At 75.4% G+C, this 24,407-nt stretch carries 25 protein-coding genes; 9 read left to right on the top strand and 16 right to left on the bottom strand.

Features of this window, described 5'->3' with window-relative positions; genetic code table 11:
• Nucleotides 1–110: 110 nt before the first annotated feature.
• A complete protein-coding gene (locus tag ACIGZJ_RS17905; protein ID WP_396458087.1) occupies nucleotides 111–1,010 on the bottom strand; it encodes a spherulation-specific family 4 protein in 900 nt (299 codons plus the stop codon).
• A gap of 189 nt (nucleotides 1,011–1,199) precedes the next feature.
• Between ACIGZJ_RS17905 and ACIGZJ_RS17910 the strand changes: the two genes are divergently transcribed.
• Nucleotides 1,200–1,445 carry a hypothetical protein gene (locus ACIGZJ_RS17910; protein WP_396458088.1) on the top strand — a complete coding sequence of 82 codons (246 nt, stop codon included), beginning with the start codon at nucleotides 1,200–1,202 and terminating at the stop codon, nucleotides 1,443–1,445.
• On the opposite strand, the gene ACIGZJ_RS17915 is transcribed toward ACIGZJ_RS17910, so the two are convergent.
• From ACIGZJ_RS17915 to ACIGZJ_RS17930, 4 genes are all read right to left on the bottom strand, one after another.
• Nucleotides 1,442–2,248 carry an alpha/beta hydrolase gene (locus tag ACIGZJ_RS17915; RefSeq protein ID WP_396458089.1) on the bottom strand — a complete coding sequence of 269 codons (807 nt, stop codon included), beginning with the start codon at nucleotides 2,246–2,248 and terminating at the stop codon, nucleotides 1,442–1,444. The genes ACIGZJ_RS17910 and ACIGZJ_RS17915 overlap by 4 nt on opposite strands.
• 42 nt (nucleotides 2,249–2,290) lie before the next feature.
• Complete coding sequence (locus ACIGZJ_RS17920) at nucleotides 2,291–2,710, bottom strand: hypothetical protein (protein ID WP_396458090.1); 420 nt, start codon at nucleotides 2,708–2,710, stop codon at nucleotides 2,291–2,293.
• Nucleotides 2,711–2,781: 71 nt separating this feature from the next.
• Nucleotides 2,782–3,618, bottom strand: coding sequence for a DUF1963 domain-containing protein (locus ACIGZJ_RS17925; RefSeq protein WP_396458091.1), 837 nt, complete (start codon nucleotides 3,616–3,618; stop codon nucleotides 2,782–2,784).
• A 63-nt stretch (nucleotides 3,619–3,681) separates the two neighbouring features.
• The gene (locus ACIGZJ_RS17930; RefSeq protein ID WP_396458092.1) at nucleotides 3,682–4,251 is read right to left on the bottom strand and encodes a hypothetical protein; all 570 of its coding nucleotides are present in this window, start codon (nucleotides 4,249–4,251) and stop codon (nucleotides 3,682–3,684) included.
• A 202-nt stretch (nucleotides 4,252–4,453) separates the two neighbouring features.
• On the opposite strand from ACIGZJ_RS17930, the gene ACIGZJ_RS17935 reads away from it, so the two are divergent.
• A complete protein-coding gene (locus tag ACIGZJ_RS17935) occupies nucleotides 4,454–5,383 on the top strand; it encodes a hypothetical protein (protein ID WP_396458093.1) in 930 nt (309 codons plus the stop codon).
• Between the two features lie 173 nt (nucleotides 5,384–5,556).
• Nucleotides 5,557–6,321 (top strand): hypothetical protein, encoded by a 765-nt coding sequence (locus ACIGZJ_RS17940; protein WP_396458094.1) that lies wholly within the window; start codon nucleotides 5,557–5,559, stop codon nucleotides 6,319–6,321.
• On the opposite strand, the gene ACIGZJ_RS17945 is transcribed toward ACIGZJ_RS17940, so the two are convergent.
• Together ACIGZJ_RS17945 and ACIGZJ_RS17950 are read right to left on the bottom strand one after the other, a co-directional pair.
• A complete protein-coding gene (locus tag ACIGZJ_RS17945) occupies nucleotides 6,290–7,237 on the bottom strand; it encodes a hypothetical protein (protein WP_396458095.1) in 948 nt (315 codons plus the stop codon). The genes ACIGZJ_RS17940 and ACIGZJ_RS17945 overlap by 32 nt on opposite strands.
• A 174-nt stretch (nucleotides 7,238–7,411) precedes the next feature.
• The gene (locus ACIGZJ_RS17950) at nucleotides 7,412–7,636 is read right to left on the bottom strand and encodes a hypothetical protein (protein WP_396458096.1); all 225 of its coding nucleotides are present in this window, start codon (nucleotides 7,634–7,636) and stop codon (nucleotides 7,412–7,414) included.
• A gap of 390 nt (nucleotides 7,637–8,026) precedes the next feature.
• On the opposite strand from ACIGZJ_RS17950, the gene ACIGZJ_RS17955 reads away from it, so the two are divergent.
• Complete coding sequence (locus ACIGZJ_RS17955) at nucleotides 8,027–10,060, top strand: WD40 repeat domain-containing serine/threonine protein kinase (protein WP_396458097.1); 2,034 nt, start codon at nucleotides 8,027–8,029, stop codon at nucleotides 10,058–10,060.
• A gap of 9 nt (nucleotides 10,061–10,069) precedes the next feature.
• Here ACIGZJ_RS17955 and ACIGZJ_RS17960 read toward each other — a convergent pair whose 3' ends face one another.
• Both ACIGZJ_RS17960 and ACIGZJ_RS17965 read right to left on the bottom strand, forming a co-directional pair.
• Entirely contained in the window at nucleotides 10,070–10,909 is an 840-nt protein-coding gene (locus ACIGZJ_RS17960) for a hypothetical protein (protein ID WP_396458098.1), read from the bottom strand.
• A gap of 70 nt (nucleotides 10,910–10,979) precedes the next feature.
• A complete protein-coding gene (locus ACIGZJ_RS17965) occupies nucleotides 10,980–11,681 on the bottom strand; it encodes a hypothetical protein (RefSeq protein WP_396458099.1) in 702 nt (233 codons plus the stop codon).
• A gap of 321 nt (nucleotides 11,682–12,002) precedes the next feature.
• On the opposite strand from ACIGZJ_RS17965, the gene ACIGZJ_RS17970 reads away from it, so the two are divergent.
• The 3 genes from ACIGZJ_RS17970 (at nucleotide 12,003) to ACIGZJ_RS17980 (ending at nucleotide 14,456) form a co-directional block, all read left to right on the top strand.
• Complete coding sequence (locus ACIGZJ_RS17970) at nucleotides 12,003–12,461, top strand: MarR family winged helix-turn-helix transcriptional regulator (protein WP_396458100.1); 459 nt, start codon at nucleotides 12,003–12,005, stop codon at nucleotides 12,459–12,461.
• A 73-nt stretch (nucleotides 12,462–12,534) separates the two neighbouring features.
• Nucleotides 12,535–13,359: an aldo/keto reductase gene (locus ACIGZJ_RS17975; protein WP_396458101.1), complete on the top strand. Its 825-nt coding sequence runs from the start codon at nucleotides 12,535–12,537 to the stop codon at nucleotides 13,357–13,359.
• Nucleotides 13,360–13,631: 272 nt separating this feature from the next.
• Nucleotides 13,632–14,456: a hypothetical protein gene (locus tag ACIGZJ_RS17980; protein ID WP_396458102.1), complete on the top strand. Its 825-nt coding sequence runs from the start codon at nucleotides 13,632–13,634 to the stop codon at nucleotides 14,454–14,456.
• 372 nt (nucleotides 14,457–14,828) lie between these two features.
• On the opposite strand, the gene ACIGZJ_RS17985 is transcribed toward ACIGZJ_RS17980, so the two are convergent.
• The 4 genes from ACIGZJ_RS17985 to ACIGZJ_RS18000 all read right to left on the bottom strand — a co-directional run bounded on the left by ACIGZJ_RS17985 (nucleotide 14,829) and on the right by ACIGZJ_RS18000 (nucleotide 16,835).
• Nucleotides 14,829–15,077: a DUF5302 domain-containing protein gene (locus ACIGZJ_RS17985; RefSeq protein ID WP_396458103.1), complete on the bottom strand. Its 249-nt coding sequence runs from the start codon at nucleotides 15,075–15,077 to the stop codon at nucleotides 14,829–14,831.
• Between the two features lie 266 nt (nucleotides 15,078–15,343).
• Nucleotides 15,344–15,595, bottom strand: a complete 252-nt coding sequence (locus tag ACIGZJ_RS17990; protein ID WP_396458104.1) for a hypothetical protein — start codon at nucleotides 15,593–15,595, stop codon at nucleotides 15,344–15,346.
• A gap of 265 nt (nucleotides 15,596–15,860) precedes the next feature.
• Nucleotides 15,861–16,319: a carboxymuconolactone decarboxylase family protein gene (locus tag ACIGZJ_RS17995; RefSeq protein WP_396458183.1), complete on the bottom strand. Its 459-nt coding sequence runs from the start codon at nucleotides 16,317–16,319 to the stop codon at nucleotides 15,861–15,863.
• 312 nt (nucleotides 16,320–16,631) lie between these two features.
• The gene (locus tag ACIGZJ_RS18000; protein ID WP_396458105.1) at nucleotides 16,632–16,835 is read right to left on the bottom strand and encodes a hypothetical protein; all 204 of its coding nucleotides are present in this window, start codon (nucleotides 16,833–16,835) and stop codon (nucleotides 16,632–16,634) included.
• A 260-nt stretch (nucleotides 16,836–17,095) separates the two neighbouring features.
• Between ACIGZJ_RS18000 and ACIGZJ_RS18005 the strand changes: the two genes are divergently transcribed.
• Nucleotides 17,096–18,958: an acyl-CoA dehydrogenase gene (locus tag ACIGZJ_RS18005; RefSeq protein ID WP_396458106.1), complete on the top strand. Its 1,863-nt coding sequence runs from the start codon at nucleotides 17,096–17,098 to the stop codon at nucleotides 18,956–18,958.
• 109 nt (nucleotides 18,959–19,067) lie between these two features.
• Here ACIGZJ_RS18005 and ACIGZJ_RS18010 read toward each other — a convergent pair whose 3' ends face one another.
• The 3 genes from ACIGZJ_RS18010 to ACIGZJ_RS18020 form a co-directional block, all read right to left on the bottom strand.
• Nucleotides 19,068–19,859 (bottom strand): DUF2785 domain-containing protein, encoded by a 792-nt coding sequence (locus ACIGZJ_RS18010; RefSeq protein ID WP_392935243.1) that lies wholly within the window; start codon nucleotides 19,857–19,859, stop codon nucleotides 19,068–19,070.
• 182 nt (nucleotides 19,860–20,041) lie between these two features.
• Nucleotides 20,042–20,257: a hypothetical protein gene (locus ACIGZJ_RS18015; RefSeq protein ID WP_387943830.1), complete on the bottom strand. Its 216-nt coding sequence runs from the start codon at nucleotides 20,255–20,257 to the stop codon at nucleotides 20,042–20,044.
• Between the two features lie 336 nt (nucleotides 20,258–20,593).
• On the bottom strand, nucleotides 20,594–21,031 hold the full coding sequence (locus tag ACIGZJ_RS18020; RefSeq protein ID WP_396458107.1) for a hypothetical protein: 438 nt from the start codon (nucleotides 21,029–21,031) through the stop codon (nucleotides 20,594–20,596).
• A 218-nt stretch (nucleotides 21,032–21,249) separates the two neighbouring features.
• On the opposite strand from ACIGZJ_RS18020, the gene ACIGZJ_RS18025 reads away from it, so the two are divergent.
• Complete coding sequence (locus ACIGZJ_RS18025) at nucleotides 21,250–24,375, top strand: AfsR/SARP family transcriptional regulator (RefSeq protein WP_396458108.1); 3,126 nt, start codon at nucleotides 21,250–21,252, stop codon at nucleotides 24,373–24,375.
• The last annotated feature ends 32 nt before the right edge of the window (nucleotides 24,376–24,407 follow it).

A 24,407-nucleotide genomic window follows, 5' to 3' on the forward strand; every position in this document is an offset into this window, starting at 1 on the left:
TCGCGGAGGCGGGCTCCGGGACGGCCGGGCGGGGCCCCGTACCCTCCCGCCCGCCCGGCCCGGCGCCCCGTCAGGCCTGGTCAGGTCTCGTCAGGTCTGGCCAGGCCCGGTCAGCCCTTGGTGGCCGCGTAGGCGGCCTCGGTGGCGAAGCCCCAGCCGGGGGCGGCGTCCCAGGGGATGTCCATGGCGTCGTCGGTGGCGTAGACGTAGCCGGCGCCGCGGGTGAAGGCGGTGTCCAGGGCGGTGCGCATGGCGGCCGCGTCCGGGGTGTCGTACACCAGGTGCCAGAACGCCGTGCCGCTCGGGTCCAGGGCGGCGCCGGAGTAGTAGCCGGCGGCGGGGTTGAAGACGTTGCCGCCCAGCCAGCCCGCGGCGTAGTCGGCGTAGGGGCCCTCGAAGGTCACGAAGACGTCGGCCGTGCGGTGGCCGGGCTCCAGGTAGCAGTCCGCGACGGCGGTGCCCGGGTTGTCCACGACCAGGTCCTGAGCCTGCGGCGATATCGCGTAGACGGTCTCCTGGACGTAGGCGCGCAGCGCCGCGTAGTAGTCCCGGGTGGCGTTGGCCGCCCCGCAGTCCCGTTCGGACTGGTCGAAGAAGATGCCGTCGACGTGCAGGCGGTGGTCGGCGGTCTTCAGGTAGTTGTCCACGGTGGCCCGGACCACGGCCTGCGGCAGCGTGCCGTGGGCGGTGTCGACGTAGCCCAGCACCCGGGTGCGGCCGCCGTGCGCGGTGGTGCCGGTGCGCAGGGCGTCGGCCTGCGCCTGCCAGGCGGCGTCGAACGGGGCGTAGCCGTTGTAGGGGTTGAGGATGACGATCGAGGGCGCGGGGCGGGTGGTCGGCAGGGCGGCCAGCATGGGGTCGCCGGGCAGCACGTAGGCCGGGACGGCGACCTCCAGGCCCCGCGGTCTTTCGGCGGCCGCCGCGGCACCGCCGCCGGGGGCCGCCACCGCGGTGGCGGCCAGCGCCGCGCCGGCCAGGAGTGCGGGCAGGGTCTTGGTGAACGAACGCATCGTGTCCCTTGATCGGAGAGGTGACAGTCGGGTGATGGAGTCGAGGGGCGACGTCCCCCGCGGTGTCCGGGCGCGGCCATCCCCGCCCCCGGCGTCCCCCCGCGCCCGGCCCGGGCGGGCCGAACGCCCCCATTCCTACCGCCCGCCCCTCACCCGGGTGGCCAACTTCGTTAGAACACAAGGAACTTCGTGGAAGCACCACCGCCCCGCGACCGGGCGTACTTCACCGCCCAGTACTCCGGTGCCCTGGTGGCGGCCGGTGAGCCGGACGAGGCCGCCTCGACCGCGCTGGAGGCCCTGGCGCTCGCCGCGGGCGCCCGCTTCGGGCAGGTGCTCGCCGAGCTTCGTCGCACCGCCGACGATCTCGTGCCGTACGCCGGGCGTCCGGGCGTGCGGGAGTTCCGGCAGCGCCTCGGCGAACCGGTGGTGGCCTAACCGAGGAAGGCGCTCACCTTCGCGATGACCTCGCGCTGCCACGCCTGCGACTTCGGGTGCAGGTACTGCGGGTCGTCGTGGACGGCGAAGCCGTGCTGAGCGCCGGCGAGCTCCAGCAGTTCCACCGGACCGCCGAACATCGGCCGGTGCCGGCGGGACGACTCGACCGGCACGAAGGTGTCCGCGGTGCCGTGCACCATCAGCACCGGCGCCCGCACCCCGGCCAGGATCGCCGGAGTGTCCAGGTGGAAGACCTCGTTCAGCAGGGACCGGTTCAGCTCGAACGGCGACTTCTCGGTGAAGCCCTGCGCGTTCAGCCGCACCGCCATGTCCTTGGACAGGTAGTCGTCCGACCAGCCCGGCCGGGAGGTGACGTACCGCTCCTTGTAGTCCAGCCGAGGGTTCAGCAGCACCAGCCTGTCGACGTCGCCCGGCCGGTGGGCGGCGTGCAGCGCGGCGGCGCCGCCCGAGAACGAGGCGGCGATCACGTGCACCGGACCGGGCCTGCCGGTATGTGCGCGCAGGTGGTCGCCGGCCGCGCGGATGTCGTTGGTCACCGACGCGATCGTCAGCTCCGACTCGCGCCCGCCACTGGCCCCGTGCGCCCGCAGGTCGAATCGCAGACTGGTCACCCCGGAGGCTGCCAGCGCGGCGGCCAGGCGCGTGAAGAAGCCGCCCTCCTCCCGGGTCACCCCCGACCCGTGGACCAGCACCGCCGTCCCGACCGGCGCCTCCGCCGAGCAGACCGTACCGAACAGCGCGGTACCGTCCAGGGACTGAAACGCCGTCTCGTGATCGACCATGAGCAGATCGTAGCCACTCGACCCGACCGCCCGGGACCGGGGTCAGCCGCCGGGGTGGGGGGCTGCGGCCGGCGGGGGCGGGTACGGGCCGGCCGGGGCGTTCGCGGCGAGGTGGGTGCGGGTGGCGGCGAGGGCGGCGGCGGCGGTGCGCAGGTGGTGGGCGATCAGCGGCAGCAGGCTCGGGGCGATCGCGCGGGCGGTGTGGCGTCTCGCGGCGTCGAGCGGGGCGGTGGCCTCTTCGAGGAGGTCCGCGGTGCGCTCGCCGAGGCCGCTGGAGCGGGTCTCCCCGATGGTGCGCCGCAGGAGGATCAACGCGTCCTCGGCGTCCGGCGGGCCGTCGGGGAACTCATGCCCCCACCAGGTCAGTTCGTACTCGACGGCGCGGGCGTGCCGGTCGCAGCGGCCGGCCCAGAAAACGGTCGACGCCGACGGAGGTGACGGTCGCGGGTTCTCACTCTGCACGCACAGATCATGTCTCACCTGCGGCCGGTCCGTGGCCGGTTCGGGAATCCGGCGGGACGGAATCCGGCGGGTCAGCGCTGGACGGTGACGGCCTCGACCCTGCTGAAGTCGGCGGCGGCCAGGTCCTCGTCGCGGATCACGTAGTAGAGCGGGCAGCCGGTGAAGTCCGGGCGGCCCGCGTCGAGCAGGATCCGCTCCGGGCCGCGGCCGCCCGGCGCCACCACGTACTGGTCCGTCTCCCGGTCGGGGCCCAGCAGCACCATGTACGCGCGGTGCTGCGGGGCGGTGTCCAACGCGGCCCGGTCCAGCGCGGCCAGCCGGTCCGCGGCCTCCTGCGGGAGCTCGACGAGCGGATCGTCGTGGAACCGCCCGACCTGCGCCACCATGGCCTTGCCGGCGGCGTACAGCGGGGCCGGCGGGCCGGTGAACTCCCATGGCGGGGCGCCCCAGCCGGCGTCGGGGTCGGCGAACAGCGGGTCCGAGGCCACCGGGTGGGGCGCGGTGTCGGCGGCCGAGTGGTCCGGGAAGTAGAGGACGTGCACCGGGTCGCGGCCGCCGAAGCCCTCGTCGCCGAGGAAGAAGAAGTAGAGCAGTCCGCGCGGCGGCAGCAGCCCGTTGGCGTCCTCGCCGCGGACCTCCGCCAGGTCGATCTGGGCGACGAAGCAGTCCGCCGGCGCGTCCGGGTCGGCGCCCGTGCTCGGCCACGCGAAGCCGGGCGGGACGTCCGGCACGCCGCCGCACCGGGAGAACGGCTCCGGCCCCTCGAAGCCGGCCGGCCGCGGCCCCAGCGCGATCCCGTGCTCGGCCACCCCCGTCAACTCCGCCTGCCACGGCGCGAGTCCGGCCTCGCCGATCAGCCGCCGCAGCATCCGCTCACCGTCGGCGGTCACAGGGTTGGGGCGCATCATGGCGCCACTCTACGAAACCCCCGCCCCCGAAGCCGGGGGCGGGGGCCGGGCGGGCTGTGCGGGCTACGCCCCGGCCGAGGCGGCGTGGCGGGCGCGGGCGATCGGGGGGTAGCGGACCGTGAAGAGGACGGGGAGGGCGAACGCGGCGACGGTGAGCAGGGTCCGGGCGTCGCCCGCGTCCGGCTCGTAGTGGCGCAGCAGTGCGCCGCCGATGCCGGAGAGGGTGAACGCGGTGGCCCACACGGTGGTGATGACGCGGTTGATCCGCAGGAACAGCGGGCTGTTCCAGAGGTGTTCGGGCGCCTGGGTGCGGGCGATGCCGAGGGTGAAGGGGCGGCCGAGTGCGAGGGAGCCCCAGGCGGTGGCCGCCAGCCAGAGCGAGGAGAGCGGCGGGCCGTAGTGGGCGACGGTGCTGGAGTGGGGGGCGGCGAACGCGGCGGCGGTGTAGCCGGCGAGGAACAGGACGGCGCTGGCCTCGATCACCTGGGCGTCCCAGGCGCGGCCCGCGCGGCGCTGGGTCGCGACGAGGGCGACGGCCAGCAGGAGGCCGGTGAGCGCGGCCCAGCGGATGTCGACGGTGCCGGTGAGCAGGGCGACGGCGATCCACGGGACGAAGCTGCGGATGTGGCCCATGGCGATGGTTCCCCCTGTGCTGGTGCGGTCCGCGTCGGTCGGCGGCGACCTGTGCCGGCGCGGGTCCGCGTCGGTCGGCGCCGCGGGCGGTCCCTCCGCCCGGCGCGTCGTTGCCAGCATGCCGAGCGCCCGTGTGCAGGCGGAACCGGGAGATGGTGCAACACTCCTTGCAGGAAACTGCACGGTGGTGAGGGGGGCGGCGATGAGTCTTCAGAGCCTGGGGCTGACGTACGACCAGGAGCGCGTCTACCGCTACCTGCTGCGTACCCGGCACACCGATCCCGACACCGCCGGGGCGGAGCTGGGCCTGCCGGGCCTGCGTGCGGTCCTCGCCGAGCTGCAGGCCCTGGGGGTGGTCGACGCGCGGATGACCGCGCTGGCGCCCGCGGCCGCGGTGGACCTGCTGGTGCGCCGCCGGGTGGAGCACACCTCCCGTGAACTGGCCCGGTTGGACGCGGCCTTCGACGTGGTGCGGGAGCTGGCGGAGGAGTCGCGCCAGGGCCGGCCCGTCGAACTCGTCGAACGCATCCTGGACCCCGCCGAGGTCACCCACCGGATCCGTACGATGCCCGGCCGCTTCGAGATGATGAACGCCAAGCGCCTGCCGCGCGGCAGGACCCCGTGCCAGGGCGTGGAGGCCGACCGCTTCCGGCGCCAGCTCGCGGACGGGCTGGCCAACCGGACCCTCATCAGCACCGCGGCCCTCGACCGGCCCGAGCAGATGGCCTACGCCCGGTACTGGCACGCCCTGGGCGACGTGCACCGGGTGACGGCCGAGCCGTTCGGCCAACTGCTCATCGTCGACCGGCGGGTGGCCTTCGTGCGGATCGATCCGGACCGGCCGGATTCCGACACCCTGCAGATCGCCCAGCCCGGGATCGTGGCCGCGCTGGTCGACCTGTTCGAGCGGCAGTGGGCGCGTGCCACGGACATCGACCGGCTCGACCTCAGCGCCGTCGAGGCCGAGGTGCTGCGCACGCTCAGCGAGCACGGCAAGGACGAGACGGCGGCCCGCGAGCTGAACATCTCGGTGCGCAAGTACCGCTCCCATGTGGCCGATCTGCTGACCCGCCTGAACGCCGCGACCCGCTTCCAGGCCGCCCTGCGCGCCAAGGAGCGCGGCTGGCTGTGACCGCCGGGCCCCGGGCGGGGCGGCGCCCCCGGCTGTGACGATGTCGCGGCCCTGTCACCGGTTCGCTGGAGAGTCGGCGCAGGAGTGTGCCCCGGGGGCGGCCCACCGGAGAATCGGACGGGTCGGATGTGCGGACGTACGGGTGTACGGGTGTACGGGGAGAGGGGGGCGAGGTGGCGTTCGGGCCTTCCGTGCGGTGGACGGCGTTCCAGCGGCGCTGTGCCGCGGGCGTGGTGGTGGCGGTGGCGGTCCTGGCGGTCGCGGCCGCGCCGGTGGTGTGGGCGGGTTCGCAGGACGCGCCGGGTGACCGGGGCTGGTGGCCGGAGGTCTGCGGGATCGCGCTGCTGGCGGCCGTCGGCGCCTCGCTCCCGCTGCGCCGGGAGGTCTCCGGCGCCGGCTACGCCGTCTCCTGCCTGGCACTCGGGGTGCTCCTGGTCCTCGCCCTGGGCACGGTGTTCGCGACGGCCCAGGCCGACCACGCCATCCGGGACCGGCAGCACGAACCGCCCGGTGTGACGGCCACCGTGACGAACTGCCGCACGACGGGGCGCACGGTGAACGCCGAGGGCGGCGGCCACGCCACCTACGGCTGCGTCTACCACTGGAGCGCCGACGGCCGCGAGTTCAGCGAGGAGCGGCCGGTCGAGAAGGTGTATCCGGACGGGCACGAGACCAGGGTGTGGCTCGAGAGCGGGCGGATGATCACGGGCAGGCCGAGCGTCCTCGCGATCCCGCTGTGGATCGCCGCCGCGCTGGCCGGGCTGCTGGGCACGGTCCGGTTCGCGGTGGCCCTGGCCTGGAAGGCGCGCGAGGAGGGTCTGTTCGGCCAGGCGGCGGGGCGGGCGGGGCGGGCACGGGTGAGGGCGGGCGCCGGTCGCGGCGCCCGCCCCGGGTCCCGCAAGGGGGTCAGCTCCAGGGGTTGGCGGGCTGGTCGCTGATGGCGGTCCAGAAGCGGGTGTTGGCGGGCAGCGTGCCGTTGGCCCACAGGCCCCAGCCGGAGCCGTCGTGGAACTCGGCCATCCGGAAGCCGGCGCCGAAGGAGTCGGCGCACTTCTGGTCGGCAACCGCGCGGCTGGTGAGCTGGGATCCGGGCAGCGGCGCGGTGGCCTTCACCTCGCCGCCGGCCCAGCTGTGGAAGCCGCTGGTGGGGACGCCGGCGGGGGCGGGGCGGCCGTCCTGCCTGAGGCACAGCAGCGGCAGCACGGCGCTCGACGGGGTGTCACCGCTGTACGGGTTGCTGTTGGTGGCGTTGTCGTAGCCGACGTGCACCACGTTGTCGGCGCGCTGCTCCAGGGTGGCCCAGGTCATGCCGTTGTGCCGGCCCGGCGCGCCGAACAGGGCCTGGTAGGTGTCCGGGTAGACGTTCCACTGCTGGTACGGGCCGTTGTCGCAGCCGCGCATGACCAGCTTCCAACCGCCGAAGGTCCTCCGCGAGTTGTCCAGGCAGTTCGAGCTCGACACGTTCTTCAGCCGCAGCCCGACCAGGCCGTACAACGGCGCCTCCGCCTGGAAGGGGGTGACCTCCCACTGCTGGGTGGTCAGACCCGCCAGACACGAGCTGGTCTTCGGCAGGTCGTCGGACGTCAGGCAGATGTCCCCGTCGGCAGTGCGGGTGGTGATCGTGTACCGCTCGGGGTAGCCCGGGACGTTCCTGATCACCCACTTGCCCGGGGTGTCGGACGGGGCGCAGACGCGCATCTCCTGGAGCCCCGACCTCCCGTCCGGGCAGCGGTCGGAGTACTGGTTGAACAGGATCGTCTCCGGGGTGTCGGCGGACGCGGCGCCCGGCACCAGGGCCAGACCGGTCAGGGCGAGCGCGATCGCGAGGACGAGGCGCCTGAGGGATGAACGCAAGACTGCTCCAGGAGGTGTCGGCACAAGGGGAGGACCGCCCGCCGCTTGGGGCAGCCACTCGCGGCGGGCGATCACTCGCTAGTTTGTCCGCGTCCTGCCAGGATTCGGTATCCCAGCTTTCTGGGATGCCCGGCGTCCGCCCTTGCCACAGGCGGGAGTTCGAGGTCGGGGCCCCTAGCGGTCGAGCCGGCCGGCCTCGGTCCGTGCGCCGAGGTCCGCGGCCGCCCGGGCGACTCCCGTGACCGCGCTGTCGGCCGTGCGGCTCGGGCAGGCCAGGGAGCGGGAGCACTCCACGGCCTGGCCGAGCCGGAGGGCGAACAGGGCGACGGCGGCGGTGAGCGCCAGCAGCAGCGCGGCGGCGGACAGTGCGACAACGGTCTGGAGGTGCCTGGCAGTCAAGGGGTACTCCGTGCGGTCGGGGGCGAGGCGCACCTCGCCGTCTCTTTCGACATGGCGCCCGCCCGCCGCGGCGGCCCGCGGCCGGGGGGCCTGCGGGGACGCGCCCGCGCCGGGCCGCGGGAGGCCGGCCGGGCGCGGCGGGCACGGACCGGTCCGGCTGCCGCAGTTGACGGGCGGCCACGACCGCGAGCATAGGTCAATGATGAGAGTATGTCGATGGCTGATCTATTGATCCACCCGCAGAGGCCCCGCCCCCGCCGAAAGCGGGACAAGCCGCCGTCCGGGGCCGGTCCGGGCCCTGGCGTGATCCGACCGCGGCCCGGCGGGTGCGCATACGTCCTGCACAATGGCCCTTGTCATGACCGGGGTTGATCGGGCGCAGGGGGAATCGTGCAGGCGGGGGACCAGATCCTCGGGAGGTACCGGCTCGACGCACGGCTCGGCCGGGGCGGCATGGGCGAGGTGTGGAAGGGCCACGACGTCGGGCTGGAGCGCGGCGTCGCGGTGAAGGTGCTGCTGGAGTTCGACGCGGGGGACGAACTGCTCCAGCGGTTCCGGCGGGAGGCCTCGATCGGTGCGGGGCTCCAGCATCCGGGGATCACGGTGGTGCACGACTTCGGACGCCACGAGGACCGGCTGTTCATCGTCATGGAGCTGCTGGAGGGGCGGGACCTCGCGGCGGTCCTGGCCGGGGCGCCGGGCGGCCTGCCCGTCGCCGAGGCGGTCCCCCTCGCGCTCCAGGCCGCCGAGGCGCTGGCCGCCGCGCACGCCCGCCAGGTGGTCCACCGCGACCTGAAGCCGGGCAACCTGTTCCTGCTGGACGACGGCCGGTTGAAGATCTGCGACTTCGGGATCGCCCGCACCGCGGAGGCCACGACCGGGCTGACCATCACCGGCCGTCCGTTCGGCACCCCGCCCTACATGGCGCCCGAGCAGTGGCGCGGCGAGCAGGTCGACGGGCGGTGCGACCTGTACGCGCTGGGGTGCGTGCTGTACGCGCTGCTGACCGGCGCCCCGCCCTTCCCCGCCACCGAGCAGGCCTGGGCGCTGATGCGCCGCCACCTGGACGAGGTGCCGGCACCGCTGCGCTCGGTGCGCGCCGACGTCCCGGTCGAACTCGACCGGCTGGTGGCCTCGTTGCTGGCCAAGGACCCGGCCGAGCGGCCGGACACCCCGGACGTGGTGCGCCGGCTGCGCGGGCTCCGGCAGCCCGCCGCCCACCCGGCCGCCCCCACCCTCGACCTGGGCACCGCCCCGGCGCCCGCACCGGCTGCGGCGGCCGTGGTGCCGATCGACCGCGCGCCGACCGCGGCCGCCACCGCGTTCGCGCCGGGCGCCGCACCGACCGACCCGGCGGCCGACCCGTCGGCCGCCCGGCGCGGCCCGAGCCGGCGCGCCCTGCTCCTCGGCGGCCTCACCGCGCTGGCGGCCTCGGGCGGGACCTTCCTGGCGCTGCGGCCCACCGGTGGCTCCGGCGGATCCGGCGGCGCCGCCAAGGGCCCCCGGGTGGGGTTCGTCCTCGACCCGGGATCCGGCACCCGGGTGGACGCGCTGGCGTTCGGCCCCGACGGCAGGACCGTCGCCGGCGGCTGCCACGACGGCGCCATCCGGGTGTGGGACCTCACCACCCGGACCACCACCACCGTCCTCAGCGGCAGCATCGGCTCGGTGGCCTCGGTGGCGTTCAGCCCCGACGGGAGGAGCCTGGTCAGCTGCGCCTCCGAGAGCGCCGTCCGGCTGTGGGACCTCGCCTCCGGGGCCGGTACCGGCACGCTGCTCGGCCAGCACGAATCGGCCGTGTCCGCGGTGGCGTTCAGCCCGGACGGGAGGAGCGTCGCCAGCGGCGACCGGGCGGTCCGGCTCTGGGACCTCGCGAGCGGATCCGTCACCGCCGTCTTCACCGGCCACACCGACTACGTGAGCTCGGTGGCGTTCAGCCCCGACGGGAAGACCCTGGCCAGCGGCAGCGGCGACACGACGGTCCGGCTGTGGGACATCCCCACCCGGACCGCCACCGCCACCCTGAGGTGCACCGACATCGTGAACGCGGTGGCGTTCAGCCCCGACGGGAAGACCCTGGCCGGCGCCGGCTGGGACAACTCGGTCCGGCTGTGGGACGTCGCGACCCGGACCGCCGCCGGCACCCTGGAGAACGGCGGCGGCAACGTGTTCGAGGTGGCGTTCAGCCGGGACGGCGGCACCGTTGCCGGCCTCCTCGGCAACGGCGAGGTCCAGGTGTGGGACACCGCCACCCGGGGTGCCACCCACGCGCTCTCCCCCGCCGCCAACGCCGAGAACGGCTCGATGGCACTCAGCCCCGACGGGAGGACCCTCGTCACCAGCGGCGGCAGCGAGGGCGCCCTACGGGTGTGGCAACTGCCCCCGGGCCCGCAGTCGACCGCCACACCGCAGGCGGGGGCCTGAGGGCGGGCCCTACGGCCGCTCGAAGTACTGCAGGACGCCGCCGACCGAGAAGCACAGCGCGCCGGCGAAGGTCCCCCAGTTGGCGATGCCGGTGCTGACCAGGTCGCCGGTCTTCGGGCGGGTGAAGGCGGCCAGCGCGGAGACCAGGAACAGCACGGACCCGAACTGGTTGACCGCGACGACCCACCAGCCGAGGCTGCGCGAGCGCCAGCACGGGCGGCCGTGGCAGACCTCGACCAGCGCGAGGTGCCCCGAGACCAGGAACAGCGCGCAGCCCACCATGTCGGGGGCCCAGATCAGCCGGTCGACCTGCTGGGCCGAGAGCCCCTGGAGGAACGAGTCGAACAGGTTGACACCGAACACGAGCGTCCCGGCGAACAGGACGAAGGTGCTCAGCCAGTCGATCCGCCCGGGCTCGTAGCTCCACCACCGCCAGCCGCCCGTGACCAGCGAGTCCGCCGTGCCGGAGCGGCGCGGGGCGTTGACCGCCTGGAGCAGCGAGGCGTAGCCGCCGGTGTTGAAGAACAGGCCGCCGGCGAAGTAGACCGAGGCGATCGCGGTGGGGCCCGCCGAGCCGGCCTCGGCGAGGGCGGAGCCGAGGGCGAACAGGGCGCCGCCGATCGTGAAGGCGACGGCGGCGACGGTGTTGAGGACGCGCAGGCGGTGCAGTGCCCGGTCGTCGGCGCTGCGCGGCGGGCCCTCCGCCCCCGTCTCGGCGCGGACCCTGAGCGCGCCGCGCTTGCGGGCCAGCCGGGACTCCCAGACGGCCGAGCCGCCCTCGGCCAGCCGCCAGGTGAGGCGGGTGGTGAACGGTCCGGCGCCTTCGGCGCGCTCGTCGGGGCGAACCATGAGGTGAGCCTAGGCCCTGTCCGGTCGATCTTGGCGGATCAGCGCGGTGCGGTGGTGGCGCCGGGCCGGGTCAGGCCAGCACGTTGACGGCCCGGGCGACGACCAGGCCCAGGATGAGCAGGGAGATGATGGACTGGGCGGCCATCGCGATCTTGGCCCAGGGTGCCAGCGGCATGACGTCGGTGGGGCTGAAGGCGGTGGAGTTGGTGAGCCCGAGGTAGAGGTAGTCGATGTACCGGGGCCGCCAGTGCGGGGGGCTCAGCTCGGGGGTGAGCTGCTGGGGGAAGGCGAGGGCGGGGGCGGCGGGCATCCGGTGGGCGCGGACGGCCGGTCCCCCGCTGTCGAGTTCGAAGTAGAGCAGGGAGAAGGCCAGCACCGTGTTGCCCCAGACGCCGCCGCCGGCGCGCAGCAGTGCGGCGGCCGAGGCGGTCTCACTCCCGCCGTGGACGAGGTCGTCGACCAGTTGGGCGGTCGACCAGGCGGCGCTGAGGACGAGTACGCCGACCAGGGCGATCGACAGGGCGCGCAGGGCGGTCGAGCGGCGGTCGATGCGTCCCGGGTCGCCGGCGATCAGCGCCACCAGGAGCAGTCCCTCGACGAGGGGGACCACCCAGCGGGGTGCCAGTCGCAGGTCGTCGGGCAGCAGCACGGTCAGCACCATCGCGGTGCCGACCGCGGTGGCCATCGGCCAGCGGGCCTCGCCGGGGACCGGCTGGTGTCCCGGTCCGGGGTCGTCCGCCGTGCGGGGGTCGGTGGGGCGGTGTCCTGTCATGGTGGGTGGGCTTCTTCGGGTCGCCGGGTGGTGGGGGCGGTGGCCTCGCCGGGCTCGGGCCGGGCGGCGGGGCGGGGCGCGCCGGGATGAGGCGCAGCGGGGCGGGCTGCGAGCGTAACCCGGTGGTGGGCGGCTCCCCGGGTGGCCGGGCCCGGCGGGTGGGCGCGTGTCCTCCCGGCGGCCGCAGGGGGGTGGGAGGGGGCTCGGCGGCCCTCGGCCGGACTCCGAGATACTTGCTTGCGCCGACTACCTGTATTCGCGGTTAATTGCACATGTGAGCTATCCTGGAGTCGTAGTCGCCCGGGACGGAGGAACCACCCCATGACCGCTACGGACCCCGCCCTCACCGCCCTCGCCCAGGGCTGGTGCGCGCTCTCGCTGCTGCACGACAGGATCGAGACCCGTGTCGAGCGGGCCCTGCAGGCCGGGCACGACCTGAGCGTGCGCGAGTACTCGCTGCTCGACGTCCTCAGCCGCCAGCACGACGGCGAGGGCGGCCACCTGCAGATGAAGCAGGTCGCCGACGCCGTCGTGCTCAGCCACAGCGCCACCACCCGTCTGGTCACCCGCCTCGAGGACCGCGGGCTCCTGGCGCGCTACCTGTGCCCCACCGACCGCCGGGGCATCTACACCAACGTCTCCGCGGACGGCCTGAAGCTGCTGGAGGAGGCCCGCCCCACCAACGAGGCCGCGCTGCGCGAGGCGCTGGAGGCGGCGGACCTCGACCCCCGGCTGCGGCCCCTGGTCGCGACCGTCAGGGCGGCCGGCGCCCCGGCATGACGGGCGCGGCGCGGCCCTGACCGACCGTCCGCTCCCCCACCTGTACACATCCTCACGACAAGGAACGTCTCCCATGGCATCCGCCCCCACCGTCAAGCTCAACAACGGCGTCGAGATCCCCCAGCTCGGCTTCGGCGTCTTCCGGATCCCCGACGACGAGACCGCCGCCGCGGTGGGCTCCGCCCTGGAAGCCGGCTACCGCTCCATCGACACCGCCGCGGTCTACGGCAACGAGGCCGGTGTGGGCCGCGCCGTCGCCGCCTCCGGGCTGGCCCGCGAGGACCTGTTCATCACCACGAAGGTGTGGAACGCCGACCAGGGCTACGACGCCACCCTCAGGGCCTTCGACGCCAGCCTCGCCAAGCTCGGCACGGACTACGCCGACCTGTACCTCGTCCACTGGCCCGCCCCCGCCCTGGACCTCTACCTCGACACCTGGCGCGCCCTGGAGAAGCTGGCCGCCGAGGGGCGCATCCGCGCCGCGGGCGTCTCCAACTTCCTGCCCGCGCACCTGCGCCGCCTGGCCGAGCACGGCTCCCTCGTCCCGGCCGTCAACCAGATCGAGCTGCACCCCGGCCTGCAGCAGGCCGAGCTGCGCGCCCTGCACGCCGAGCAGGGCACCGTCACCGAGGCCTGGAGCCCGCTGGCCAAGGGCGCGGTGCTCGGCGACGAGGCGATCGTCGCCGCGGCCGCCCGGCACGGCAAGTCGCCCGCCCAGGTCGTCATCCGCTGGCACCTGCAGCTCGGCAACGTCGTGATCCCCAAGTCCGCGACGCCGGCCCGGATCCGCGAGAACATCGACGTCTTCGACTTCACGCTCTCGGACGAGGAGATGACCGCCATCGCCGCGCTCGACCGCGACCTGCGCACCGGCCCGCACCCCGACGCCGTCAACTAGGGTCTTTCTTCCGGACCAGCGGGCGGACCGGACGAGGATGCCTGCGATGTGGAGTCCGGCCTGGTAGACGGTGGCGGTCCTCTCGTAGCGGGTGGCCAGGCTGCGCCGGTTCTTCAGGCGGCTGCCGGCCGTTCGACCGTGTTGCGCTGCTTGTAGGCGTTGCGGTCGAAGGCCGGCGGCCCCTCGGGCGCATCACTGGCCGCCTCATCGCGCCCGCGCGCCGGCTGTCGCCGTGCGGGTGACCTGCCGGCAGGGGTTTCGTTGAGTGGATCATGACCTTAGTCAAAGAGTCGTACCACCAGACGCCCGACGGCCGTACCAAACGCCAGGAGACTGCGCCGGCACCCTCCGAGAACCCCGGCCCTGGAGAGTCGGGGCAGGAGGGGCTGGAGCGGATGACCGCACTGCCCGCCGTCGCGACGATGGGCACCAGCCAGCACCTCGACGGCGCCCAGTGGCTCGCCAGGCTCGGCACGGGCCGCGTCTACATGATGGGCGACAACCCGGCCCTGCCGCCGATGCCCGACCAACCGACCCTCGCCGACTTCTTCCGCCTGCGCCTCTCCCAGGACCGTTTCACCGGCCTGCACCTGATCCACAGCGCACGCCGGGCCCGTGCCCTTGACCTGGGCGACACGGTTGTCACCGCGTGCCTGCTCCACGACATCGCCGTCGGCGGGCTCCTGCGCAGCCACCACGGCCACTGGGGCGCCCAGTTGGTCGCCCCCTACGTCAGCGAAGAGGTCGCCTGGGCGATCCGCCAGCACGAGATCCTGCGCTTCTTCCCCGACGCCACGGTGGGCTACGACTACCCGCAGGCCTACAACGCCTTCTTCGGCCCCGACTACCGCCCGCCGGCGCACGTGCTCCGCGCCTACCAAGAGATCCGCGCCCACCGGTGGTACATGACGGCCAGACTGGTCACCCTCAACGACCTCTACACGTTCGACTTCGACCCGGCTGAGGAAATCGAGATCAGCGAGTTCGAGGACACGCTCGGCCGGTGCTTCCGCCAGCCCCGTGAAGGGCTGGGGTTCGACGGCTCACCCGTGGCCCATATGTGGCGCACCATGATCTGGCCCAACAACTTCCTCTGACAGTTCCCGGGACCCCGGCGCACCGCCGTGGGCCCCAAAGCCGTTTCCAGCCCGGGCCCCGGGCCGCGGGGGCGGGCGCGCTCAGGCGAGGCTCCTCTCCCGGAGCCGGCCGGGCGCGGCCTCGGCGACGTCCGGCCGGCCGCTGTCGACGATCGGGCGGGGGCCGCGGTCGTCGAACCCGCGGTACCCGGTGGCGGCGCCGGACTTGCGGTCCTGCCTGGGCGTGGGCCCCGCTCCCCGGGCCCGGCCGCACACCCGGCCGAATCCCGCGGGCGGACCCGGCCGGGGAGCGGGGGCCGCTCGCGGACCGGCCGGGTGCTCAGGCCGCTCGGCCGGGAGCCGGCCCGGCGGCCCCGGCGTCAGCCGGAGTGCTCAGCCACCGCTCTTGCGGCGGAAGTTGCGCTTGCCGCCCGCTGCGCTGTGGGCGCCGTGGATCTTCGAGTCCCCGTCCGGACCGCCGCTCCTGCCGCCGGTCTTGGCGCCGTGCTTGCGCTCCAGCGCGGCGAGGAAGCGGGCCTTCACGTCGTCCTGGGAGCCGGGCGCCGGAGCCTGGGCGGCCTCGGCCGTCTCGGATTCGTCGGGCGTCTCGGGGGTGTTGGATGGCGCTACGTCGCTGCTCATGCAGGACCTCCTGGGTGGGTGGTGCCGGTAGACGGCTTCACGGGACACCATGTCATGTCCGAAGGCCCCCTGCTGACGGTGCCCGTCGTGCCCGGGCGCAGCCCGCACCACCCGCCCGGCCACCCGCGGCCAGGGGCGTTGAGGACGGCGGGCGTTGAGGACCACGGCCGTTGAACACCGGCCCGGCGCCACCCGGCGGCCCGCCGCACGCACCGGCCCCGGGCGGCATCGGTCGCAGCCCGGGGCGGGAGACGGAGCGTTCGGGCTCAGGCCATGCAGGCGTACCACTGGCCGCGCGCGAAGGCGGCGCCCCCGGCCCAGTAGTTGACGTTGTACGCCGCCACGCACTGGTCGTACTTCGACAGCTGCAGCACCCCGACCGGCTGGTCGACGGTGATGTCGAGCGGCAGGTCGACGACCGTCGGCTTGGAGGTCGGCGCCGCGGCGTTCGCCTGGGCCCCGGCGGTCATGACCAGCACGGGGGCCAGCACGGCCACGGCGGCCGCTGCGGTGATCATTCGGCGGATTCTCATGGGTGTGCACTCTCCTTCGAGGCGGGCGGGTGGCCCGGCGGCAGTGCGCACCCGCGGTACGGCGCGTGCGCACTCCCCCGATGTCCGGGCCCCCGCGGCGGCTTGCGGCGCCCGGCACCTGACCGGCGTCCGGCGCCGTACGCCGGATCCTCTCAGCGGCGATCGGTGCGGCGACATCCCATGTTCCAGGGATGTTCCCGGGCACGCCCGGGCCGGCGGGCGGTGCGGGGCGCCGTCGGCCGGGGGTGCGTCAGGTCCACTGCCGGGCGGGGGCCACGCCGGGGACGGGCTTGCCGATGAGGGCGAGCGGCACGAAGAAGTTGACCTGGCCGATGGCGATGGTGAGGGTGGCCAGCGCCCTGGGGTCGTAGTGGCGGGCGGCCTCGGCGTAGAGGGCGTCGGGGACGCGCTCGCCGTGGGGGTTGGGGGTGAGGACGGCCTCGACGAGGGCGAGGGCGGCGCGCTCGGCGTCGGTGAAGTACGGGGCGGTGGGCCAGGTCGCCACGGCGTCGATGCGCTGGTCGCTCTCGCCGGCCTTGCGCAGCAGTCCGGTGTGCATCGCGGTCAGGTAGGTGGAGCCGACGATCTGCCCGGCGCGCAGCTGGACCAGGCCTATCGTGGTGCGGGCGACGGAGTGGTTGCCGGTGGCCCGGTAGAGCCAGCCGCCCAGCTCCTTCAGCTCCGGGACCAGCTCGGACGGGTCCGACATCCGCGAGGTCAGCCCCGCGGCGGCCTCGGTGGCCTCGGCCTCGGCGGCTGTCCCGGCGGCGGCGGTCTCGGTGACGGGCTCGGTCTCGGTGGCCTCGGTCTCGGTGGCCTCGGTCTCGGCGGCGGTGGTGTTCATGGCGGGCTCCCCTTCAGCGGTCTCTCGTGCCTACACCCCACTGACGGATCCCGGAGCGGGGATGTGACAGGCCGCCGCGGGGAAGGGGTCCGCGGCTGCCGGCGGGTCGACGTCGGTGGTCGAAGCCGGCGGGCGGCGGGATCGCCCGCCACCGGCCGCGCCCGCCGCCGGACCCGGTCAGCGCCGGGCCGCCGCCTCGGGCAGCTCGCCGCCGAACGGGTCCGGCCAGGCGTCCTGCCACTGCTGCGGGTCGGCCGGGCCGGCGGGCTCCAGGAAGGGGGACCGCTCCACGGGCAGCAGGCGGGGGCGCTCCTGCTGGGCGGGCAGGTCGGCGGCGGCTTCGGAGAAGGGGCGCCACGAGGGGCGCTGGTCGGCGGTCATGATCACCAGTCTGTCAGTCCCGGGCCGGCTGCGGCGCCGGATCGCGGGCCGGCGGGTGCGCCGCGGTGAACCCGCTCCGTCTGACGGCCCGTCGACACGGGTACGGGACCTCCCGCGGCCGGCGGTCCGCGGCGCTTAGGCCCTGTCCGGCCGAGCCGTGCCCTTCGGGGGGCCCGGGACCGGGCCCCGGTCGGGCCTGCGGGCGGTGAGTTTGATCACAGAGGCGTGTCATCCGGGCACCGTGCGCAATTAGTCAGAGCATGATCCCCATTCCTGGCATGCGCGCGGTCGGTACCGGCGCACCCGACACGCCGGCCGACCCGGCCACCGCCGAGTTGAGCGGCCTCCTCTTCGGGGCGGACCGCGAACGGGTCCACGGGCCGTGGCGGGAGTTAACCACCGACCCGTGGATGCACCGGCAGCCCGAGACGAACCCCGCCGACCAGCTCACCGCGTCCTACCGGCGGCTGCGCCGGGTGAACCAGGCGGCCGACCCCGCCCGACTGGCCTGCGACCCCTACCTGCTGACCGCCCTTCACGAGTGGACCGCCCTGCTGGACGGCGGGCTCACGGTCCTGGCCGGCATCCACTACAACCTCTTCCTCGGCAGCCTGCTCGACCACGACCCCCACGACAAGCGGCCGTTGGACGAGTACCTCGCCATGGAGCGGGTCGGCACCTTCCTGTGCACCGAACTGGGCCACGGCAACGATGCCGCCGCCCTGGAGACGACCGCGGTCTACGACCCGGCCGACCGCACGTTCACCCTGCACACCCCGCACGCCGGCGCGCAGAAGTTCATGCCGAACACCGGTCCGGCCGGCGGCCCCAAGTCCGCCGTGGTCGCCGCCAGGCTCCTGGCCGAGGGCCGCGACCACGGGATCTTCCTCTTCCTCACCCCGCTCACCGACCAGGACGGCACCCTGCCCGGGGTCACCGTCCGCCCGCTCCCGCTGCGTCCCGGCAGCCCGGTGGACCACTGCCTGACCTCCTTCGACCAGGTCCTGCTGCCCCACGAGGCACTGCTGACCGGCGAGCACGGCCGGCTCGGCGACGACGGCACCTTCACCAGCGCACTGGGCAGCAAGCGGAAACGGTTCCTCACCAGCATCGGCCGGGTCGCCCTCGGCAAGCTCTGCATGAGCGCCAGCGCCATCGGCGGCGCCCGGGTCGCCCTGGCCACCGCCGTCCGCTACGCGCACCACCGCCACGTCACCGGCGCCCGCCCGGACCGCAGGGTGCCCCTGTGGGCGCACCGCACCCACCACGGCCCGCTGCTGGAAGGGCTCGCCACCGCCTACGCCATGACGGCGCTGCACCGCGCCACGACCGCCCTGTGGGCCGGGCACGAGCGCACCGACCCGGCCGCCAGGGCCCTCGCCGAACGCCGGGTCGCCCTCGCCAAGGGCTGGATCACCTGGCAGGCCCGTGCGCTGCTGATCGAGTGCCGCGAGCGCTGCGGCGCCCAGGGGCTGCTGCCCGTCAACGGGATCGTCTCCCTCACCATGGACATCGAGGGGACGATCACCGCCGAGGGCGACAACCTCGCCCTCTGGGCCAAGGCCGGCGCCGAACTGCTGCTCGGCCACGACACCCCGCCGGCCGCCGCCCCCGAGGGCGAGCCGACCGACCCGGCCGTACGCCAGCAGCTCCTCCAGGCCGCCGAGCACCTGCTGCTGGCCCGCGCCCGCACCCGCCTGCGCCAGGCGCCGCCCGGCGACGGCCTGCGCCGGTGGAACGCCGCCGCCCCCGCCGCCCTGGCCGCCGTCACCGCCCACGCCGAGCACCGCGCCGCGGCCGCCCTGCTCGCCATGGCCGGGCACGCCGCCGACCCGACGGCCCGCGCCGTGCTCCTCGACCTGCACCAGCTCTTCACCGTGCGGCGCATCCAGGCGCACGCCGCCGTGCTCCACGCCGGTGGGTACCTGGCGGCCGACCGGATCGACGCGCTCGCCGACCTGGCGGAGCAGGGCATCGCCCGGCTCGCCGGCCACGCGGCAGCGCTGGTCGACGCCTTCGACATCCCGGAGCAGGTCCTCGCCGGGCGCCCGATCGCCAACCCCGGCTACCAGGAGGCCTTCGACGACCCGACCGCGCACTGGAACGCCGCGCACCGCTCCTGAGCGGGCCGGGTGAGCGCGTCCGGGGGGCGGGGCGGGCGCCGCCCCGCCCCCCGGCGCCCCGGGAGCGGGGTGCAGCGGGCGGGCGGCGGGGCCGGGGGGTGCGCCGCCGTCAGCGCTTGACGATCAGGTCGAGGACCTCGGCGAGGCGGGCCTTGACCGCCTCGCCGTGCGGCAGGGGCTGCGGCGGCGAGGCGCCGTCCCAGCGCACGCCCCGGTCGGCGAGGACGTAGAGCATGCGCAGCGTGCGCAGGCAGTTGCTGCGGTCGGCGGGGACGGGGACGCCGATGACGGGGGCGCCGAAGCGGGCGGCGACCTGGTCCAGCCAGGCCGTCGCGTCGTGCCGCTCCAGGTCGGGCCGGGTGAGGATGCGGGCGACCGCCCGTGCCAGGCGGTCGTCCTCCAGCTGGTCGAAGACGTGGTCGGTGGGGGCCGTCAGCCGGGCGGCGGCGAGGTCGAGCATGCGTGTCGGAGCGACCTCGGGGTGGCAGCCGAACCGGCCCAGCAGGTCGGCGCCGTGGGCGACCGCGTGGAGCCAGCCGAGTTCCCCGTCGTGGCCGCGCAGGTCCTGCTCCTGCGGGTACCACTGCTCGAAGGCCGTCACCCAGGGGGCGCTGAAGTCCCCCGCGCCCACCAGCATGTCGAGGACGAGGGGGGCGAACGTGCGGGCCTGGATCTCCCGGTCGAGGAAGCGGGCGGCCATCTCGTCGCCCAGCGCCAGTCGCCGGGGGGCGTCGATCACCCCGCGCTCGATCCAGGTCGACAGGACCTCGTAGGCCGCTCCGTCCCGGATCAGCGGGTCGGGGTCCGCCAGGGCCCGGGAGAGGCCTTGTACGAGCTCCTCCAGGGGTCGGTCGGCGGGTATGGCGCAGTCGGCGGCTTCGATCCCGCTCCAGTCGATCATGATGGGGAGGATAGGGCCGCCATGCGGTGCGGCGCCTCCTATTTTCGAGCCCGCGCGGCCGGGCCTGGGCCGGGAGCGGGTGCCCCGCGGCGGACGGCCGGCGGGCCCGGGGTGGTGTCGCCCCGGGGCCGCCGGCCGTCGAACCCCTGGTGCGGCCGTCGGCCGCGGGTCGGCCGGGCCGATCAGCCGTGGGTCTCCTCGGACGCGACCAGCCAGTTGATCCGCGGGCCGACGAGGCCGACCGCGGCGTTCCCGGCCTCCAGCTTGCTCAGGGAGGAGGGCAGCTGCGGCTGGTGCTGGCCGCCGTACGCCAGGGCGGCGGTCGGGGCGGCGACCGCGGCGGCGGCGGCCAGGGTGGCGATCACGACAAGCTTGGGGAGCGTTCCACGCACCGACATTTCAATGTCCTTCCGGTCGTCTCTGGTCTTCCACCGGCCCGCAGGGCGAAGCACCCCGGGCGGGCCGGGCATGGAGCTCCCGCAGGGGAGCCGCCGAAGAGACGTTTGCACACAAACTCCTGCCGTCCGCAATCCGCCCGGCGCGGACGGGTGAACGGATGCCCCGACCGGGTGAGGAATGCGGTCATCCAGCCCAAGAGGCCGCTCTGGCGGGCGGTCCTGACGGCCCGTCGGGCGCGGCGCCCCGGGTCCGGCCGGCCCGGTCCCCCGTTGCTGTTCGGGCCGGCCGGTGTCACGTGTGCGGCGCCGGGCGCGGCGCCGCGGATGCGGGGCGGGTCAGAGGCGGTCGGCCGTGATGGACAGGGAGCCGCCCCCGTAGAAGAAGAGCGTGGCGGCGGGGTAGCCCGACCACTTGTTCACCGGGCCGGCGGAGACGCCCACGCCGGTGCCGCCCACCTTCCACTCCGAGTACAGCTGCTCGCCGTTCGCGGCCCGGACCCGCACCTGGTAGCTCTTGTTGGTCTTGTCGGAGTAGCCGTTGGCCCAGGCGTAGCCGTCCCTGCTGACGTGCACGGCCACCCAGTCGCCCTGGTACCACTTGGAGGCGTTGAAGTACATCTTGCAGCTGGAGTCGTTCGATCCGACCTCGTTGTCGCAGCTCCTTGTCCCGCTCATCAGCGGGACGGGCGCGGCGGAGGCCTGCGCCGGGACGGCCATCCCCGCTCCCAGCAGGGCCAGTGAACTCAGCGTTGCAGCAAGGAACTTCGATCGCATGGCGGATTCCCATCGGTCGGCCCGCCCGTGGTCCGGGCGGCGCTTTCGGTCCTGTGGAGGACTGTGCCGCCGGGCGCCACGGATCCGCCCCGGTTCCGCTATGGCCTGTACACGCCCCGCCCTCTTGGTGGGGCCGCGGCCGTCTGTCAGGGTGGCATACGGACGGTCCGGTGGGCGGACGCGGCGGCCAAGGGCGGGGGCCTGGTGTGGAGTTGAGGGTGCTCGGGCCGCTGGAGGCGGCGGTCGGCGACCGCCCTGTGGCCCTGCCGGGCGGTCGCGCCCGGATCCTGCTCGCGGTGCTCGCCGTGCAGCTCGGGCGGTCGGTGTCGGTGGAGCAGCTGACCGCCGCCGCGTGGGGACCCGAGCCGCCGGCCACCGCCCGCGCCCAGGTGCAGGCCATGGTGTCGGCGCTGCGGCGCGCCCTCGGTGCGGGCGGCCCCGGGCGGGCGGCGGCGATCGAGACCCGGGAGGCCGGCTACCGGCTGTCCGCGGACGCCGTGGACACCGATCTGGGCCGCTTCGAGCGGCTGGTCCTCGACGGGCGGGCGGCGGCGGCCGGGCGGCGCCCGGCCGAGGCGGTCCAGCGACTGCGGGCGGCCCTCGCCCTGTGGCGCGGGCCCGCGTTCGACGGGTTGGCCTCGGAGCCGCTCCAGGCGGAGGCCGCACGGCTGGCGGAGGGGCGGGTGGAGGTCCTGGAGGAGTGCCTGGACCTCGAACTGGCCCTCGGTCCACGGCCGGACCTGGTCGCCGAGGTGCGGGCCGTGGTGCGCGCCCACCCGCTGCGGGAGTCTGCGTACCGGCTGCTGATGCTCGCCCTGTACCGGGCCGGGCGGGCCGCCGAGGCGCTGTCCGCGTTCCAGGACGCCCGGCGGGTGCTGTCCGCCGAGCTGGGCGTGGAGCCGGGGGCCGCGCTGCAGGAGCTGCACCGGCTGATCCTGACGGAGGACCCGGGCCTGCCGCCTGCCGCGGCCGCCGTCCGCGCGCCCGGACCGGCGCCGGACCCTGCTCCGGGCCCGGCGCCGGTGCGGTCCGCCGTCGTCCGGTCCGCGCCTGTGCGGGCTCCGCTGTTCGGGCGGGACGCGGAGGTGGCCGAACTGGCGGCGCTGCTCGCCACCCGGCGGCTGGTGACCCTGGTGGGCCCGCCCGGGGTCGGCAAGACCAGCCTGGCGCTGGCCGTCGCGCAGCGGGCCGGCGACGAGAGCGGGTGCGGGAGCGGCGGGGACGGGGGCAGCGGGGACGGGGGCGGGAGCGCGCGGGCGAGCGGGGGCGGGTGCGGCGGCGGGCACGGGTGCGGGATCGGCGGCGGCGCCCGGCCGGTGGAGCTGGACGCCGTGGACGAACCCGAGCTCGTGCCCGCCGCCGTCGCCGCCGCGCTGGGACTGCCCGCCGGGCCGGGCCGTCCGATCCTCGACGCCCTGTCCGCGGGGCTGGCCGCCCACGACGCCCTGCTGGTGCTCGACAACTGCGAGCACGTGCTGGAGGCGTGCGCCGACCTGGCCGACGCCCTGCTGTCGCGCTGCCGCGGCCTGCGCATCCTGGCCACCAGCAGGGAGCCGCTGGCGATCCCCGGCGAGAGCGTGCGCACGGTCGGTCCGCTGGAGGTACCGGCGCGCGACTCGCCCGAGGAGGTCCTGCGGTCGGCGGCGGGCCGGATGCTGGTCGACCGGGCCGTCGCCCAGGTGCCGTCGTTCGCCGTGACGGCGCGCACGGCGCCGTCGGCGGCCCGGATCTGCCGGGCCACCGAGGGGCTGCCGCTGGCTCTGGAGCTCGCCGCGGCGCAGCTGCGGACGCTGCCCTCGGCCACGGTCGCCGCCCGGCTGGACCGGCAGTTGCAGGTGCTGGCCCGGCGGCGGGCCCGGCCGGCCCGGCACAACTCGCTGCGCTCCGCGATCGGGTGGAGCCACCGGCTGCTGACCGAGGAGGAGCAGTACGTCTTCGCCCGGCTGTCGGTGTTCGCCGGCGGGTTCACCGAGCAGGCCGCGCTGGCGGTGGCCTGTGGCGGCGACAGCGGCGGCGGGCCGGGGGTGGGCGCGGTGCTGCGCGACCTCGTCGAGCGCTCGCTGGTCGTGGCGGAGCACGACGGTGACGCGGTGCGCTACCGGCTGCTGGGGGCCGTACGGGAGTTCGCGGCGGAGCAGCTGGCCGCGGAGCGGACGGCCGAGCACCGGGCGGCGGACGGGGGTGCGCGGGCGCAGGCGCTGCGCCGGCACGCCGCCCACTACTGCGAGCTGTGCGTCCGGGTCGGGCAGGGCGCGGGCGACGGCAGCGATGTCGGGCTGCGCACGGAGCTGCGGCGGGAGTTGCCGAACCTGCGGGCCGCCCTGGAGTGGGCGCTGGGCTCCGGCGCCCGCGCACCGGGCGATCCGGCGCTGGGGGCGGACCTCGTCGGCGCCATGGCCTGGCTGTGGGCCGACCTGCCGCGCGAGGGGCTGTACTGGGTGCGGCGGGCCCTGGAGCGGCTGGATCCGCCCGCACCGCCCGAGGCGCGCCGGCAGGTGCTGTACGCGGCGGGCATGATCTCCTTCAGCATCGACCTGAACCATTCGGCGAGCATGCTGGCCGAGGCCGCCCGGCTCGCCGAGGGCTGCGGCGACGTCCCGCTGTGGCTGGAGGCGCTGGCCCAACTCTCGGTCGTGCGCTGCCTGCAGGGCCGTGCGGCGGAGGGCGCCGCGATCGCGGCGGGCGTGCTGGCGCCCGTGCTGCGGCACGGCACGCGGCAGGCCGTCGCGCAGCTGCGCACCGCGGTGGCGATCACCCACTGCGCGCTGGGCGACACGGCCGCAGCCGGTGCCGAACTCGCCCGCGCCGAGGAGGTCCTGGCGGCCTGCGGGGCCCGCACTCCGCTGGCCGCAGTCCGCTGGGCGCGGGCCGAGACGGCCTACTACGGCGGGGATCCGGCGCGTGCCGCGGCCCTGTCGGGGGCCGCGCTGCGGGACACCGCCGTGGCCGGCGACCTGTTCGCCGCCGTGTGCCACCGGGCCCAGCACGCCCGGAACCTGCACGCGGCCGGCGATCCGCGCACGGCCGCCCGGTGGCTGGCGGCGTCCCTGCGCGGCTGCCTGGAGGCGGGGCTGTGGATGCCCGTGGTGGACGCGCTGACCACGGCGGCGCGCCAGGAGGCCGGGGCCGGGCGGCCGGAGCGGGCCGTGGTGGTGCTGGCCGGGGCGCAGGCGCTGCGCGAGCGGACCGGGCGCCACCCCGCGCCCGTGGAGCTCCCGCTGCTGCGGGCGCTCCACGAGCGCCTGCGCGGGCAGGTGGGCGAAGCGGACCACGCGCACGCGCTCAGGAGCGGCGCCGCCATGGGGGTGGAGGAGGTCGTCCGCTACGCCCTCGCCACCCTGTGAGCCCGGGCCGGGGCCGGGGCGGGGCCGGGGCC

The organism is Kitasatospora sp. NPDC052868, assembly GCF_044547105.1.
Lineage (GTDB): Bacteria > Actinomycetota > Actinomycetes > Streptomycetales > Streptomycetaceae > Kitasatospora.

Excerpts from the sequence above, each read along its gene's own strand:
- ACIGZJ_RS17905 (WP_396458087.1), bottom strand. The coding sequence starts at position 1,010 with ATGCGTTCGTTCACCAAGACCCTGCCCGCACTCCTGGCCGGCGCGGCG.
- ACIGZJ_RS17915 (WP_396458089.1), bottom strand. The coding sequence starts at position 2,248 with ATGGTCGATCACGAGACGGCGTTTCAGTCCCTGGACGGTACCGCGCTG.
- ACIGZJ_RS17925 (WP_396458091.1), bottom strand. The coding sequence starts at position 3,618 with ATGATGCGCCCCAACCCTGTGACCGCCGACGGTGAGCGGATGCTGCGG.
- ACIGZJ_RS17930 (WP_396458092.1), bottom strand. The coding sequence starts at position 4,251 with ATGGGCCACATCCGCAGCTTCGTCCCGTGGATCGCCGTCGCCCTGCTC.
- ACIGZJ_RS17935 (WP_396458093.1), top strand. The coding sequence starts at position 4,454 with ATGAGTCTTCAGAGCCTGGGGCTGACGTACGACCAGGAGCGCGTCTAC.
- ACIGZJ_RS17960 (WP_396458098.1), bottom strand. The coding sequence starts at position 10,909 with ATGGTTCGCCCCGACGAGCGCGCCGAAGGCGCCGGACCGTTCACCACC.
- ACIGZJ_RS17965 (WP_396458099.1), bottom strand. The coding sequence starts at position 11,681 with ATGACAGGACACCGCCCCACCGACCCCCGCACGGCGGACGACCCCGGA.
- ACIGZJ_RS17970 (WP_396458100.1), top strand. The coding sequence starts at position 12,003 with ATGACCGCTACGGACCCCGCCCTCACCGCCCTCGCCCAGGGCTGGTGC.
- ACIGZJ_RS17975 (WP_396458101.1), top strand. The coding sequence starts at position 12,535 with ATGGCATCCGCCCCCACCGTCAAGCTCAACAACGGCGTCGAGATCCCC.
- ACIGZJ_RS17980 (WP_396458102.1), top strand. The coding sequence starts at position 13,632 with ATGACCTTAGTCAAAGAGTCGTACCACCAGACGCCCGACGGCCGTACC.
- ACIGZJ_RS17985 (WP_396458103.1), bottom strand. The coding sequence starts at position 15,077 with ATGAGCAGCGACGTAGCGCCATCCAACACCCCCGAGACGCCCGACGAA.
- ACIGZJ_RS17990 (WP_396458104.1), bottom strand. The coding sequence starts at position 15,595 with ATGATCACCGCAGCGGCCGCCGTGGCCGTGCTGGCCCCCGTGCTGGTC.
- ACIGZJ_RS17995 (WP_396458183.1), bottom strand. The coding sequence starts at position 16,319 with ATGTCGGACCCGTCCGAGCTGGTCCCGGAGCTGAAGGAGCTGGGCGGC.
- ACIGZJ_RS18000 (WP_396458105.1), bottom strand. The coding sequence starts at position 16,835 with ATGACCGCCGACCAGCGCCCCTCGTGGCGCCCCTTCTCCGAAGCCGCC.
- ACIGZJ_RS18005 (WP_396458106.1), top strand. The coding sequence starts at position 17,096 with ATGATCCCCATTCCTGGCATGCGCGCGGTCGGTACCGGCGCACCCGAC.
- ACIGZJ_RS18010 (WP_392935243.1), bottom strand. The coding sequence starts at position 19,859 with ATGATCGACTGGAGCGGGATCGAAGCCGCCGACTGCGCCATACCCGCC.
- ACIGZJ_RS18015 (WP_387943830.1), bottom strand. The coding sequence starts at position 20,257 with ATGTCGGTGCGTGGAACGCTCCCCAAGCTTGTCGTGATCGCCACCCTG.
- ACIGZJ_RS18020 (WP_396458107.1), bottom strand. The coding sequence starts at position 21,031 with ATGCGATCGAAGTTCCTTGCTGCAACGCTGAGTTCACTGGCCCTGCTG.